General features: G+C 43.0%; 10 protein-coding genes and 1 tRNA gene. 7 read left to right on the forward strand and 4 right to left on the reverse strand.

The annotated features are described in order from the left end of the window. The first annotated feature begins 34 nt into the window (after nt 1–34). Genes ACFS5N_RS00320 through ACFS5N_RS00330 form a run of 3 tightly spaced genes read left to right on the forward strand, consistent with a single transcriptional unit; the run spans nt 35 to nt 2,739 of the window. Nucleotides 35–922, forward strand: coding sequence for a LiaF transmembrane domain-containing protein (locus ACFS5N_RS00320; RefSeq protein WP_377181025.1), 888 nt, complete (start codon nt 35–37; stop codon nt 920–922). 32 nt (nt 923–954) lie between these two features. Next, entirely contained in the window at nt 955–1,989 is a 1,035-nt protein-coding gene (locus tag ACFS5N_RS00325) for a sensor histidine kinase (RefSeq protein WP_377181027.1), read from the forward strand. After that, nucleotides 1,990–2,739 carry a LytR/AlgR family response regulator transcription factor gene (locus ACFS5N_RS00330; protein WP_377181029.1) on the forward strand — a complete coding sequence of 250 codons (750 nt, stop codon included), beginning with the start codon at nt 1,990–1,992 and terminating at the stop codon, nt 2,737–2,739. A 33-nt stretch (nt 2,740–2,772) separates the two neighbouring features. Here ACFS5N_RS00330 and ACFS5N_RS00335 read toward each other — a convergent pair whose 3' ends face one another. From ACFS5N_RS00335 to ACFS5N_RS00345, 3 genes are all read right to left on the reverse strand, one after another. Beyond that, nucleotides 2,773–4,920, reverse strand: a complete 2,148-nt coding sequence (locus ACFS5N_RS00335) for a tetratricopeptide repeat-containing sensor histidine kinase (RefSeq protein WP_377181031.1) — start codon at nt 4,918–4,920, stop codon at nt 2,773–2,775. 181 nt (nt 4,921–5,101) lie between these two features. Further along, nucleotides 5,102–6,583 (reverse strand): glycine--tRNA ligase, encoded by a 1,482-nt coding sequence (locus ACFS5N_RS00340; RefSeq protein WP_377181033.1) that lies wholly within the window; start codon nt 6,581–6,583, stop codon nt 5,102–5,104. Between the two features lie 117 nt (nt 6,584–6,700). After that, entirely contained in the window at nt 6,701–7,354 is a 654-nt protein-coding gene (locus tag ACFS5N_RS00345) for a DNA alkylation repair protein (RefSeq protein ID WP_377181035.1), read from the reverse strand. Nucleotides 7,355–7,444: 90 nt separating this feature from the next. Here ACFS5N_RS00345 and ACFS5N_RS00350 point away from each other — a divergent pair, with 90 nt between their 5' ends. Together ACFS5N_RS00350 and ACFS5N_RS00355 are read left to right on the forward strand one after the other, a co-directional pair. Continuing rightward, nucleotides 7,445–7,945: a hypothetical protein gene (locus tag ACFS5N_RS00350; RefSeq protein WP_377181037.1), complete on the forward strand. Its 501-nt coding sequence runs from the start codon at nt 7,445–7,447 to the stop codon at nt 7,943–7,945. 51 nt (nt 7,946–7,996) lie between these two features. Next, nucleotides 7,997–8,956, forward strand: coding sequence for an acetyl-CoA carboxylase carboxyltransferase subunit alpha (locus ACFS5N_RS00355; protein ID WP_377181039.1), 960 nt, complete (start codon nt 7,997–7,999; stop codon nt 8,954–8,956). Nucleotides 8,957–9,112: 156 nt separating this feature from the next. On the opposite strand, the gene ACFS5N_RS00360 is transcribed toward ACFS5N_RS00355, so the two are convergent. Beyond that, nucleotides 9,113–12,259, reverse strand: coding sequence for a protein O-mannosyl-transferase family (locus tag ACFS5N_RS00360; RefSeq protein ID WP_377181041.1), 3,147 nt, complete (start codon nt 12,257–12,259; stop codon nt 9,113–9,115). A gap of 294 nt (nt 12,260–12,553) precedes the next feature. On the opposite strand from ACFS5N_RS00360, the gene ACFS5N_RS00365 reads away from it, so the two are divergent. Further along, nucleotides 12,554–12,624: transfer RNA gene (locus ACFS5N_RS00365), tRNA-Gln, on the forward strand. Between the two features lie 146 nt (nt 12,625–12,770). Beyond that, nucleotides 12,771–13,712 carry a ribose-phosphate pyrophosphokinase gene (locus tag ACFS5N_RS00370; RefSeq protein WP_377181043.1) on the forward strand — a complete coding sequence of 314 codons (942 nt, stop codon included), beginning with the start codon at nt 12,771–12,773 and terminating at the stop codon, nt 13,710–13,712. The last annotated feature ends 142 nt before the right edge of the window (nt 13,713–13,854 follow it).

Genomic DNA, 13,854 nt, shown 5'->3' on the forward strand with positions numbered 1-13,854 from the left:
GCTTTACTTTTGAGTAAGATTTAAAACTAAGACAATGAACAACGATATAAATAATATAAACAACCCAAAAGTGCCAAATAACGGTAAGGCAATGGCGGGTATCATTATGCTGCTTGTAGGGGCGGTTTTGTTGCTGAAACAGTTTGCCTTGTTCCGTTTTGCCGACTGGATATTCAGCTTCCCGATGCTGATGGTGGTGGTGGGCTTGTACATAGGCGCAAAAAACAATTTCAGAAACCTGGGTTGGATGATTATCACCTTTATAGGCGCTGCCTGGTTGCTTGATGACGTTTTCCCCCGGTTTGATTTAGGCGAAATTCTTTGGCCGGTTGCATTGATCGCTTTCGGTGTATACCTGATACTGCGTCGTCGCGATCATAGCTATTGGGATAAAAGAGAGTGGAAAAGGAAATGGAGTAGCGGCAACTATAAATACAATTACAATTTTGGCAGCAGTGCCAATCCAACCGAACCTGTTGTTGATTATACCGTAAAAGATGAAACCAATGCCGGTGATACCGGAACGCCGCCGCCAACTCCCGGGCAAACAGGTTCAGCTAATCAATCCGGTGGTTATTCGGGCGATGAGCACCTGGAATCTGTATCGGTTTTTGGTAGTAATAAAAAGGTGATTTTTTCAAAGAACTTTCAAGGGGGCGAAATCGTAAATGTGATGGGTGGTACCGAGCTTGATTTCACCCAGGCTAACATCAATGGTAGGGTATATATTGATATTACCCAGATATTCGGCGGTACTAAAATGATCGTGCCTTCGCACTGGATGGTGGTTTCAAACATGGCCGTAGTATTTGCCGGTTTGGACGATAAACGTATTCGCACAAATGCACCATTGGATAATGATAAAGTTCTGGTGTTAACCGGCGTATCCATTTTTGCCGGCATTGATATCCGCAGTTATTAATAACCTCAACCTAACTCAAATAATAAAACGTTTTGGCTGTAACACAATCACTTGTTTTTCAAAAACTGCGTTTGGCATTTATAACCTGCGGGCTGGCATGGGCCGGTCTGCAGGCTTATATAATTCATAGCTTTGGTTTTGAGTGGTTCACCGCCCTTACCGATAGCCTGATAAGCTCCATTTTGCTGGCCGCTGCCTGCTGGCTCATCAATAATAACCTGCGTTATTATCAGCCGGGTAAGGGTAGTTATGCCAATATTTTGATTTGGATAGTAGCCCTCGCCGCTGCTGCAACAGCCGGTTCTCGCTATATTTTGCCCTTTATAAACGGCGGACCCATTTATGCCAACTTTATGTCGCAATCTACGGTAATTCGCTTTTTTACGGATTTTTTGGCGATAGGATGGATGGCGATGATCAGCATGATCTGGTACTCGCAGCTTGACCAGAAAGAAAACGAAAAGCGTAAAGCCGAAGCCGAGCAACTGGCCCGCGAAGCTGAATTGTACAATCTCCGGCAGCAATTGCAGCCTCACTTTTTGTTTAACAGCTTGAACTCTATCAATGCGTTAATTGGTTTCAAACCAGAGCAGGCGCGTAAGATGATACACCAGCTCTCAGATTTTTTACGTGGTACATTAAAAAAAGACGATCAGCTGCAGGTTACCTTGAACGAGGAACTGCAGCATTTAAATTTGTACCTGGAAATTGAGAAAGTACGCTTCGGCCATCGGCTTAAAACAGAAATAAGCTGCGACGAACAATGCGCGGAAAGTGTAATGCCTGCCATGTTATTGCAGCCGCTGGTTGAAAATGCCATTAAATTTGGTTTGTACGATACCACCGACGAAGTGGTAGTAAGCATACGCGCCGAACTGGAGGGTAACTATCTGGAACTGATTGTTCAAAACCCTTACGACCCCAAAACATCGCGCCCGCGCCAGGGTACCGGTTTTGGATTGAGTGGTGTACAGCGCCGTTTATATTTGTTATATGCACGTAATGATTTGATGGAAACTCATGCAAATGATAATATATTTACAACCATTATTAAAATACCGCAGTAAATGATCAAAGCTATACTTATTGATGACGAGCCGCTGGCCCGTATGGTTGTAAGAGAATATTTATTAGACTTTCCGCAAATTGAGGTTTTGCAAGAATGTGGCGATGGTTTTGAAGGTTTAAAAGCCATACAGCAACATCAGCCCGATCTGATATTTCTGGACGTGCAGATGCCCAAAATAAACGGCTTTGAAATGCTTGAACTGGTTGATGAACAACCTGCCGTAATATTTACCACAGCATTTGATGAGTATGCAATAAAAGCTTTTGAGGCTCATGCTACCGATTATCTGCTAAAGCCTTTCAGTAAGGAGCGTTTTAATAAAGCGGTCGAAAAATTTTTGGCTCAATCACCGGCTACGGCGACTGTAAAAAAGGAAAAAGAAGAATTATTGGAGACGGCTGCTACTCAATCGCCGGCGCAGCACGAGCGTATAGTGGTTAAAACCGGTACCAAGGTTAAAATTATCCCCGTTGCCGATGTTCAATACCTGCAAGCCGACGATGATTATGTAAGCATCATTACCCCAGAAGGCTCATTCCTGAAAAATAAAACGATGAGTTTCTTTGAGCAAACGCTTGATCCGCGCCACTTTGTGCGGGTGCACCGCAGCTATATGGTGAGTGTGCAGGAGATAACCCGTATTGATCCGTATGAGAAAGACAGTCACCTGGCTATTCTGAAATCGGGCGCTAAAATACCTGTAAGTAAAACCGGCTATGTTAAATTGAAGCAGGTATTAGGAATATAGCTTAATATCGGATAACAAATTTCAGGATCAGGCTTATTCAATTTTGTCGCCGACAGGTAGGGTAAAGCACAATTCTGTGCCGGTACCTAACACACTGGACGCCCATATTCTGCCTTTTTGTTTTTCTATCAGATCCCTGGAGAATAACAAGCCCATACCAGTGCCTACCTCATTTTCTGTACCAACTGAACTGGTTACGTGACTTTTGAATAAGTTATTCAAATACTCGGCGCTCATGCCAACGCCATAATCTTTCAGGCAGAAATTTACTTCGCCGTTATTTATCCATGCTGATATATCAATGCGGCCATCGCGATTGGAGAATTTAATAGCATTGGTTAACAGGTTATGAATCACGATACGTACCGAGTTTGGATCGGCTAAAGCAACAACGTCTGTGGGAATATCCAGCTGTACAGTAATATTTTTTTGCTGCAATTTGTCCTCAATATGTTGTAGCTCGCGACTTACAAGTTTACTCATCGAAAAACTCACTATGTTATTAATTTTGCCGTCAACCTGACTATTGATCCAATATAACAGCGTATCCAAAAAATCAGAGGTATTTTCCAGCTTGTTAAACACTTTGGGTGTCATCGCTATAAATTCTTCGCCGGTTAGGTTATCATCGGTCATTAGTGTAAACAAGCCGCGTAACGTGCTTATCGGGGCGCGCAGATCATGCGCCAATACACCAATCAGCCTGTCTTTTAATGAGTTCAACTCATTTAATTTATCAGCCTGGGTATTTAAACTTGCTTGCTGCGTAATAATTTCCCTGTTTTTTTCCGCTAACAAAAGGTTAATATGTTGTTGCTTGCGTTTGGCGTTGTAATAAATGAGTACAACAATGGCCAAAACCACAATAATACCTGCCGATATCAGGTTTTCGTCACTTTGCTTAGCAATTCGTTTTTTATAAGCCTCTTCTTTCCTATGCTGGTTGTCCGCCAGTTCGCGCTGTTTTTTGGCAAAGTCAAGTTCCAGGTTATAAAACATGGCTTTATGGATGCTTTCATTGTGTTTAAGGTCGCTTCTTAAATTAGAAAAGATAACGTGTTCGTGAAAAGCCTCTTTAAAGCGTTTTAAACCGGCAAGGGCAAGGCTTAGTTGTTCTGAAGCGTCTGTTTCAACAATAAGGCTTTTGAGCTGTTTGCCGCTTTCTTTTGCTTGTACGGCAAAAGTATGTGCCTGCCTGTAATCTTTTAGCCAGTTATATACTTTGGCCAGTCCTATTAACGCATAGGCTTTCGCATACAGCATTTTATTTTGGTCGGCTAGCTTTAACGATTGTTTTAAATAATAAATGGTAGAATCTACCCGCTTAACGGAGTAATTATAAAGGCCCAGATCAAAATAAACCAAGGCCAAGCCTTCTGTATCGTTTAACTGTTTAATAATACGATAGGCACGGTCAATATACGGTTTGCCTTGCTCATAATTTTTTTGAACGATATACAAATCGCCAATGTTTTGATTGGCAGTGCTGATGCCCTGCTTGTCGCCTGTTTTCTCCCAGATAGCCAGGGCTCGTTGATAGTAAGCCAGCGCTTTAGGATATAGCTCCAGCTCTTGCATAATAATGCCGATATTGCTGTATTTGGTAGCGGCAGCATTCTGGTCATTGTGTTTGATGTTGATAAGCAGGGCTTTAAAATAAAAATCAAGCGCTTTTGACAGGTCTCCTTTACTGTCATAAGTAATGCCCATATTGTTGTAGCACTCACCTTCATCCGTATCATCCGGCGTCTTTAAAAAATAGACGAGTCCTTTTTTATAAAGATTAATGGCCTCGTCGTATTTGCCGTAAAAATCCTGTATACGTCCTAAGCCGTCATAGCATTTACCTATACCTTTATAATCAGCAAGCTGCAGATATATATTTAAGGCAGTATTATAGTTTTTAGTAGCCCCTATGTAATTACCCCTAAACGTATTTACGGCGGCAATCTGCGAAAGACCGTCGGCTATTCCTCTTGAAAAATTTATTTTTTTGGAGAGATTGATTTGAAGTTTGCTATAATATAAAGCACTGTCCGGGTTGGTTAAAAAATATTCTTTAGCAAGCTTATTGATCTGTTGGATGGTTGAAGTATCGGGCTTGCCGGCATTTTTTGACAGTGCAGTAGCAACCAGCCTTTGCAAACTATCAGCCCGCGGCGAGCTTTGCTTTGCAAGCAACTTTTGGTTGTAAAAGTTGCAAATGATCAATAGAACGAAAATTCGCCGCAAGTTTTTAATATCAATAGTTAACAAATACTAAAGTATAAATATTAAAACAATAAGATTATACCGATACGAAAAAGCCTGATCAAATTGCTTGATCAGGCTTCTTTGTACGCACTGGTTAAATAAGTGTTGCCTATTTTAATAAATTTTTCCAGCTTACTAAATCGCCGATTATTTTATCCAGGTTATCTGCTGCTACGCGTTCTTGTTCCATACTGTCGCGATGGCGTATGGTAACGGTGTTGTCTTCCAGTGTTTGGTGGTCAACAGTAATACAAAACGGTGTGCCAATAGCATCCTGGCGGCGGTAGCGTTTACCTATAGCGTCTTTTTCTTCGTACTGCAAATTGAAATCCAGTTTCAGCTTGTCCATAATTTCGCGGGCCTTCTCCGGTAAACCGTCCTTTTTGGTTAGCGGGAAAATGGCAGCTTTAACCGGGGCCAGTGCAGGATGCAGGCGTAAAACCGTACGGCTGTCTTGTTTTTCGTCAGTACTCAGGTCTTCTTCCTCGTAAGCATTGATCATCGTCAGTAAAAACATTCGGTCCAAACCGATTGACGTTTCTATAACATACGGAATGTAGTTTCCATAAGGTTTGTCAGTAGCCGGGTCAATCTCAGGATCAAAATATTGCATTTTTTTGCCTGAATATTGCTGATGCTGACTCAAATCAAAATCAGTACGGCTGTGAATGCCTTCAACCTCTTTAAACCCAAACGGGAACTCAAATTCGATGTCATAAGCGGCATCGGCATAGTGAGCCAGTTTGGTATGCTCATGGTAACGGTATTTATCCGGATTGGTGCCCAGAGCCAGGTGCCATTTTAAACGGGTTTCTTTCCATTTATCAAACCACTCTTTCTGCGTGCCCGGGCGAACAAAGAATTGCATCTCCATTTGTTCAAACTCGCGCATGCGGATAATAAACTGGCGGGCTATAACCTCGTTACGGAAAGCCTTACCAATTTGTGCAATACCGAATGGGATTTTCATCCTGCCAGATTTTTGCACGTTCAGGTAGTTTACAAATATACCTTGCGCCGTTTCAGGGCGCAGATAAACCACGTCGGCTTCGTCGGCCACAGCGCCCATCTGGGTGCTAAACATCAGGTTAAACTGACGCACCTCTGTCCAGTTAGCAGTGCCGCTGATAGGGCATTTGATATTATGCTCAATAATTAATTCGCGCAGCCGCGGCAGATTCTCGGCTTTAAGGGCATTATCCATTTCCACCTGAAGTTCTTCGGCCTCGTTGGTTTTGCCCTCCTCGTCGTATTTGGCTATTTTATCCTCTAATAGTTGGTCGGCGCGATAGCGTTTTTTTGAATCCTTGTTATCAATCATGGGGTCGCTAAAGCCGTCAACGTGGCCGCTGGCCTTCCAGATTTTAGGATGCATGAAAATGGCAGAGTCAATACCGACGATGTTTTCATTTAACTGCACCATAGCCTTCCACCAGTAAGTTTTGATGTTGTTTTTAAGCTCGGCGCCAAACTGGCCGTAATCGTAAACGGCGCTCAGGCCATCATAAATTTCGCTTGACGGAAAAACAAAACCATACTCTTTAGCATGGGCTATAACATTTTTAAACAGATCGTCGGTGTTGTTACTCATAATAGCGGCAAATATATAATTTTTGGGTGTTGATATGGAAAAATTAGCACAAGCGCAATTTATAAAGCCACCATTACGACGACGAAGTAATGACACGGCGGATGTAAGGGCAGAAAATTATCTTCTCAGTTCTCGCAACGCATCATTGGCAATCCATTTAGCCGCTTTGCTATTTTGTAGTAAAATGCGCTCAGCACATTGAATAGCCAGTGGCCGCAAACTGTGGCTGCGCTTGCCTATTTGGCGCAGCGCCCAGTTAACGGCCTTCTTTACAAAGTTGCGGTCGTCGCAGGCCTCGCGCTCAATGATAGGGAAGAAATTGATAAAGACATCATCCCCGGCTTTTTTACCGTGTACGGCGTACCCGGCCATTAATACAAAGCCTGCGCGTTTAACAAACTCTTCTTCGCGTAAGCTAAACTGCAAAGCTTTTTCTATTACGTATGGCGTACGGTCAAACAGGTTGCCGCAAACCTGGTCGCATACATCCCAGGTGGTAAAATCTTTGGTCCAGCTATCAATTTGTTGCGGGGTTACTTGTTTTGGATCATCCACCATCGAGGCCAGTATTCTGGCTTCATGAATGTCGGTCTCCCAAAGTGCCTGGGCCAGCACGTGGTCTTTTTTGACAAGCTTCGCAATTTTTCTTACCTCAGGGATTTTTACCCCCAGTGCTTTTTCGTTAGCTATGGCAAATCTCGTCATACCGGCGCGGTGTTTAGTGTCGGCTTTTTCTTTAAGCAGGGTTATTACTTCGTCCAGATCATCCATGATGTTTTGTCTCGGTAGCCGGAAATTATTAAAATAAATGAACTTAAAGACAAAAAACTTGTTTATCGGGTAATCAATCAAAGGTAGTTTATGATTAAAACACTATTAATTGTTGTGCCGATATTTGTGGCAGCGCATCTGCGCGCGCAACCGGCAACCGATACTACACGGAAATCACCCATTCCGACATTAACTTATGAACAATATCACGCCTTTTTAAAAGGCGAGGCAGGCGAAGATATGGCCCGTGTTGCCGAAATGAATCACTACCCGCTGCCTGAAAAGGTTTTGAAATATAAATATGAGCTCGATTTGAGCCCCATACAAGTTAAAAAACTCACCGAGGCAGCTAATTACCTGCATCGCCGGCGTTTGCAAATTGGTGGTTCAATTATTGATACCGAACATAATCTGGATAGTATGTTTCGGTATAACAAGGTGCAGGATGGCAACCTGATATTTTATACCAACCGCTACGGTTTGTATCAGGGTGAGTTAAAAAATGCTTTTCTACAAGCTTGTTTATCAACGCATAATCTGTTGTCGCAGCAGCAAATGGCCAGGTTCGAGAGCCTGGAAAAACGTAAGTGATGAATTTGCCGTTTGATTTATTTAATTTAGCGCCCTCATTTATTCAATGATATGAAAATTGATTTCGATTTTGAAAAACCTCTTGCAGAACTGATTGGCCAGATAGAAAAGGTGAAACAGGTGGAGGAAAAAAATAAATTAGATATGTCGGCAACCGTAGCAGAACTGGAAACCAAACTGGAAGCTACCAAGAAGGAAATATACGGCAACCTGACCGGCTGGCAAAAGGTGCAGATATCACGTCACCCCGAAAGACCTTATACTTTACAATACTTAGAGTTAATGTGCGACGATTTTATTGAGCTGCACGGCGACCGTACCGTTGGCGATGATAAAGCTATTGTTGGCGGTTTCGGAACTTTAAATGATGAGACAGTAATGTTTATCGGTCACCAAAAAGGGCGTAATACTAAAGACCGGCAGTACCGTAACTTTGGTATGGCTAACCCGGAAGGTTATCGCAAGGCTTTACGTTTAATGAAATTGGCCGAGAAATTTGGCAAACCTGTAGTTACGTTGATTGATACTCCCGGAGCATATCCTGGCCTGGAGGCCGAAGAGCGCGGCCAGGGCGAAGCTATTGCCCGTAACCTGCTGGAAATGGCTGTACTGAAAGTGCCTGTTATTTGTGTTGTAATAGGCGAGGGAGCCTCGGGCGGCGCACTGGGTATTGGTATTGGCGACAAAGTAATGATGCTGGATAACTCATGGTATTCGGTTATTTCGCCTGAGAACTGCTCGACCATTCTTTTCAAAACCTGGGAGCAGAAGGAACGTGCCGCTGAAATGTTGAAGCTGACATCGACAGAGATGTTAAAAAACAAGCTGATTGACGGTGTAATTAAAGAACCGATGGGTGGCGCACATCAAGACCCCGTTGCTATGGCTGCTATTCTGAAAAAACAGTTGGTAAAAGACCTGAAAGCTTTGAAGGAACGCGATGTTAACGAACTGGTGAAAGAGCGTATTGATAAATTTTGCTCAATGGGCGTAGTGATTGACAGCGAATAATTCATCGAAAGCGATATAACTAAAAAAGCTGCTATTCAACAAATAGCAGCTTTTTTGTTTTTAAAGGTTTGGCATCCTGAGCAAAGCGAAGGATCTTATGCGCTTTGCTTGTCGCTTCTATAAGATCCTTCGCTTTGCTCAGGATGACAAGAGGGACTAATTACCCATATTGATATTAAACTCCTTAATATATTGATCAAGCTTAGCTTTGTAAGCATTGCTTAGTGTAAGGTTGTTTTTTTCTTTAGTTAGTTGCACCAAACCATTCAATAATGAAATGCCAAACTGAACTTCGTTTTGATTTGCTTGCCCGTCCTTAACTAAAGTGTAATTATAGTCTAGCGAATTGGTAAGATAGTCTTCCAGCTGTTTAACGGTTTTCTCAGCCATGGCGGTCATGCCCAGTTTATACTCGTCCTCGGCCATGTAATATTTGCGCACAGCAATTTCCTGAACCGGTATGCCGTCAGGCATTACGTCGTTGAATTTGTTTAACAAGTTTTTAGCCAGATCGGGATGTCCCTCTTTGATCAGGTTGTCGGTAAGGCCCATGGTAAGGCGTGCAATAAGCGGGTAAAACTGGGTAAGCGACTCATGATCAAGGTACTGCGCTGTTTTAAAGTTGCCCCATTTAAACTTGCTCATCATGTTGTTGTACATTACGAGGCTGTTTGTGCTTTCAATAGCGCCGGTTTGCATCACATTTTTGTTCATGGTGGTGTCTGGCTTCAAAGGCAGCAAGCGGTAAGCGAAACCTTCATTATACATATAATTGGTCAACCCTAACATATTATCCGGCGGAGCCGTAACTGTAAAATAAATAGGGCGTTTCCAGTTATTGTGAGCGATGATATCCATAATGGCCAGGTTATCTTTTAAAACCATATTGCTGCCGTAAGTAAAATCAAGCTCTGAAGCTATTTTATCTTTCTGATCGGCCGGCACGGTTCCGGTTTTTATTACCTCATCAGGGTTAATGGTGATCTTGAGGTTTCTTGTCGGCAAATAATTGGTAGATGAGCCGTCCTGCAATTGTGCCTGTGCTTCCTTGTTATCTGAAACTATGAAATCAAAAACATCCTTCAACTCCAAAGCTCCCGGAACTTTAGCATCGTTATACGGAATCATGTCGCGGGTACCCAGTTTGTATTTGCTGTAGTCCATAGTAATTGGCACTGGCGCCGACTCATTCATTTTCTGCGTCATTTGTTTGATATACCAATCGGTACCTAATAAGCTCAGATTCACAATGCGCACATCAGGACGCACGCCTTCAACCTCCTGAATATACCATAGGGGATAAGTATCATTATCGCCGTAGGTAAATAAAATGGCATCCTTTGCGCATGAGTTCAGGTAATTGTAAGCCATATCGTGCGGAGTCATTTTGGTTGAGCGATCATGATCATCCCACTCCTGATTAGCCATTAGTATGGGCCCTACGCTTAAGCAAACTACGGTTGAAAGAATAGCTGCGTTCAGCTTTTTCTCTTTTCTGCTTAACAAATCAGCAATGCAGATTACTGCCAGACCTATCCAAATCGCGAACGCATAAAAAGAACCGGCATAAGCATAGTCACGCTCTCGCGGTTGTAATGGGTCCTGGTTCAGGTAAAGTAAGATGGCAATACCAGTAAAAAAGAACAGCACCGCAACAACACCGGCATCGCGCTGGTTCTTTTTAAAGTGAAAATACACCCCCAGCAGGCCTAAAATAAGCGGCAGGAAAAACAAGCGGTTATAGCTTTTGCTTTTGGTCACCGCGTAAGGCAACGGCTTTTTAAAGTTCCAGCCGCTTATCCAGTCGCCGTCAATGCCTTTTATCTGACCATCCATTTCGTTGGCGCGCCCCACAAAGTTCCACAGAAAATAGCGGGTATACATTTGATTAACCTGCCATGACAGAAAAAACGACAGGTTATTGGCGAAGGTTGGCGCTTCGTGATCGCCAAGGTGTTCCCATTGACGGTAAAACTGCTCATGCCCCGCTTTTTGGCTAAACATACGCGGGAAAATGGTATTATGATCGTAAACCGTGTTGACTTTTTTACCTGCTATTTCATATTTGGTATCACCTTTACGGTATATGTTACCGCCCTCTGTTTGATCAACCGCCTGCGCATCAAAGAAGTTGCCGTAAAGCAGGGGCGTGTCGCCATACTGATCGCGGTTCAGGTAGCCGTTTAATGCAAAAGCATCCTGCGGGTTGCTGTTATTTAAATTGGTGCCCGCTTTTGCGCGTATTACAATCATCACAAAGGTACTGTAGCCAAATAAAATAAAGGCGGTGCAAACCAAAAAGCTGTTTAGCGCGAAGCGGCGTTCCCGAATTTTAAAGCCATATTCTAACATTGCAACAATAGCAACTGCTGCAATAAAACCGGTTATGCCCGCGCTGACGCTCAACATGGCCACAAAACATGAAGCTGCCGCGATGATGGTGTTTTTGGCAGGGTTAAACGTGTAAACGATGCCCAAAATGATGGTGCCAAATAAAAGCAGAAAGAACACAATAGCGCCACTGCCAAAGCCCATTCCTAGTGTATTCACAAAAAACAGGTCAGAATAAGCGGCACCTTTTACCGTATACTGTATAATACCCCACAATACGGCCGCCAAAATAATAACCCCAATAAAAAAGGCTTTTATAGTACCCCAGGTATTTATTTTGTCTGATTTACGGAAGTAAATAACTAAAGCGATGGCAGGTATTACCAGTAAGTTTAACAAGTGTATACCAATGGAGAGGCCCATTACGTAAGCGATGAAAACTATCCAGCGGTTAGCATTTGGCTCGTCGGCATGAGCATCCCATTTCAGTATCGCCCAAAAAACAATAGCTGTACATAACGAAGATTGTGCATAAACCTCTGACTCAACTGCCGAAAACCAGAAAGTATCAGAGAAAGCATAAGCCAAAGCGCCCACCAAACCCGAGCCTATAATGAGCACAATATTGGTTAAATGCAGATCTTCTTCCTTTTTAACCAGAATTTTTTTAGCTAATGCAGTGATGGTCCAGAATAAGAACAATATAGTGGCGCCGCTGGCCAGAGCCGAGGCTATGTTGGTCCAGTAAGCTACTTTGGTGACGTTACCCATTGACAGTAAGGAAAACACCTTACCAATCATGGTAAACAAAGGCGCCCCTGGCTGGTGAGCCACCTGTAAGCGGTAAATGCAAGCAATAAACTCGCCGCAATCCCAGAAACTGGCCGATTGCTCAAGCGTTAAAATGTAGGTTACTGACGCAACGATAAACGCCAGCCAGCCAAAAAGATTATTGATTCTGTTATATTTCATCTGCCGAGATATAAGCGGTTTGGTTTAAATAAGCGTCGAAAATAATAAAACTAAGCCGATGTTGCAGTTTTGGCGGGTTGTATTTAGCATATTTTAACATTGTGCCCCCGCTAAATCTCGCCCGGGTAACGAAGACTTTTTAATTAAATTGTGCTTTTTTTAGCTGATTGTCAGGCTCTCCCCTGCCGGGGAGGGTTGTGTGGGGCTACTTTTTTCAAATTTCCATTTTGAGTTTGAAAATTTCGTCTTATATTTGCATTCCTTTTCGGGACGTAGGTTGCGAAAGAGGCGGATTGCCTGATAGTATAATGGTAGTACGACGGTTTTTGGTACCGTTTGTCTAGGTTCGAATCCTGGTCGGGCAACAATTTAATTTCGGATTTCGAGTTTTCGGTTTCGGATATACTCCGGAGGAAATTCAAATCCGAAATTTTTTTATACAGACTGATCAATGGTTTTATGACAAGGATGGACATTCCGAAATCATAACTCCTACATCCGAAATCAAAAAATGCCTTTACAGTTTAACACGGTTAAGTTATTTGCAGGGTCAGGTTCAACAGAGTTGGCTCAGAAAATTGCTGATGCTTACGGTCAAAACCTGGGCGAGTCGGGTTTGTCGCGCTTTAGCGACGGCGAGTTTCAACCACATTTTGATGAATCTGTACGCGGTTGCGATGTTTTCCTGATTCAGTCAACGCATCAACCTTTTGACAATTTAATGGAATTACTGATGATGATTGATGCCGCCCGCCGTGCATCAGCCCACCATGTAAACGCCGTTATACCTTATTTCGGGTTAGCCCGCCAGGACAGAAAAGACCGTCCGCGCGTGGCTATCAGCGCTAAACTTGTTGCCAATTTATTAGTTGCCGCGGGTATTGACCGCATTATGACTATGGATTTGCACGCCGCACAGATACAAGGATTTTTCGATATCCCGGTTGATCACCTGGATGGTTCGATCATCTTTGTGCCTTATATAAAAAGCCTGGCACTGCCAAACCTTACCATTGCTTCGCCTGATATGGGCGGATCATACAGGGCCCGTGGTTTTGCCAAGTTCTTTAATGCCGAGGTGGTTATTTGCGACAAACGCCGCAAACGTGCTAATGAAATTGAATCAATGACCCTGATTGGCGATGTAACCGGCCAGGATATTGTATTGATAGATGATATTTGTGATACCGCCCGTACCCTGGCTAAAGCAGCAGCTTTAATTATGGAGCGCGGCGCACGCAGTGTAAGAGCGGTTTGTACGCACCCGGTTTTATCGGGCGATGCTTATGAAACTATTGAAAACTCAGCCCTGGCTGAGTTGATAGTTACGGATACTATTCCGCTTAAACGCAGCAGCCCTAAAATAACCGTCCTTTCAACCGGCGAGTTATTTGCAAAGGCTATAGTTAACGTAAACGAGCATGGCTCCATAAGCCAGCTGTTTAAAGTATAAGCGGCATATAGTTCATAGTTGATGGTTCATAGTTGAACTGTGGTCTATGACAAAACAAAAAGAATAAAGATTTTATGCGGATTAGACTATCAACTATGATCTATGAACCATAAACTAAATAAATAAATAACAAACAAATTAA

Source organism: Mucilaginibacter ximonensis (assembly GCF_042686265.1).
Classification (GTDB): domain Bacteria; phylum Bacteroidota; class Bacteroidia; order Sphingobacteriales; family Sphingobacteriaceae; genus Mucilaginibacter; species Mucilaginibacter ximonensis.

What these genes read in the sequence shown, in the direction of transcription:
- ACFS5N_RS00320 (WP_377181025.1), top strand. Translation starts at nt 35, where the DNA reads ATGAACAACGATATAAATAATATAAACAACCCAAAAGTGCCAAATAAC.
- ACFS5N_RS00330 (WP_377181029.1), top strand. Translation starts at nt 1,990, where the DNA reads ATGATCAAAGCTATACTTATTGATGACGAGCCGCTGGCCCGTATGGTT.
- ACFS5N_RS00340 (WP_377181033.1), bottom strand. Translation starts at nt 6,583, where the DNA reads ATGAGTAACAACACCGACGATCTGTTTAAAAATGTTATAGCCCATGCT.
- ACFS5N_RS00345 (WP_377181035.1), bottom strand. Translation starts at nt 7,354, where the DNA reads ATGGATGATCTGGACGAAGTAATAACCCTGCTTAAAGAAAAAGCCGAC.
- ACFS5N_RS00350 (WP_377181037.1), top strand. Translation starts at nt 7,445, where the DNA reads ATGATTAAAACACTATTAATTGTTGTGCCGATATTTGTGGCAGCGCAT.
- ACFS5N_RS00355 (WP_377181039.1), top strand. Translation starts at nt 7,997, where the DNA reads ATGAAAATTGATTTCGATTTTGAAAAACCTCTTGCAGAACTGATTGGC.
- ACFS5N_RS00360 (WP_377181041.1), bottom strand. Translation starts at nt 12,259, where the DNA reads ATGAAATATAACAGAATCAATAATCTTTTTGGCTGGCTGGCGTTTATC.
- ACFS5N_RS00370 (WP_377181043.1), top strand. Translation starts at nt 12,771, where the DNA reads ATGCCTTTACAGTTTAACACGGTTAAGTTATTTGCAGGGTCAGGTTCA.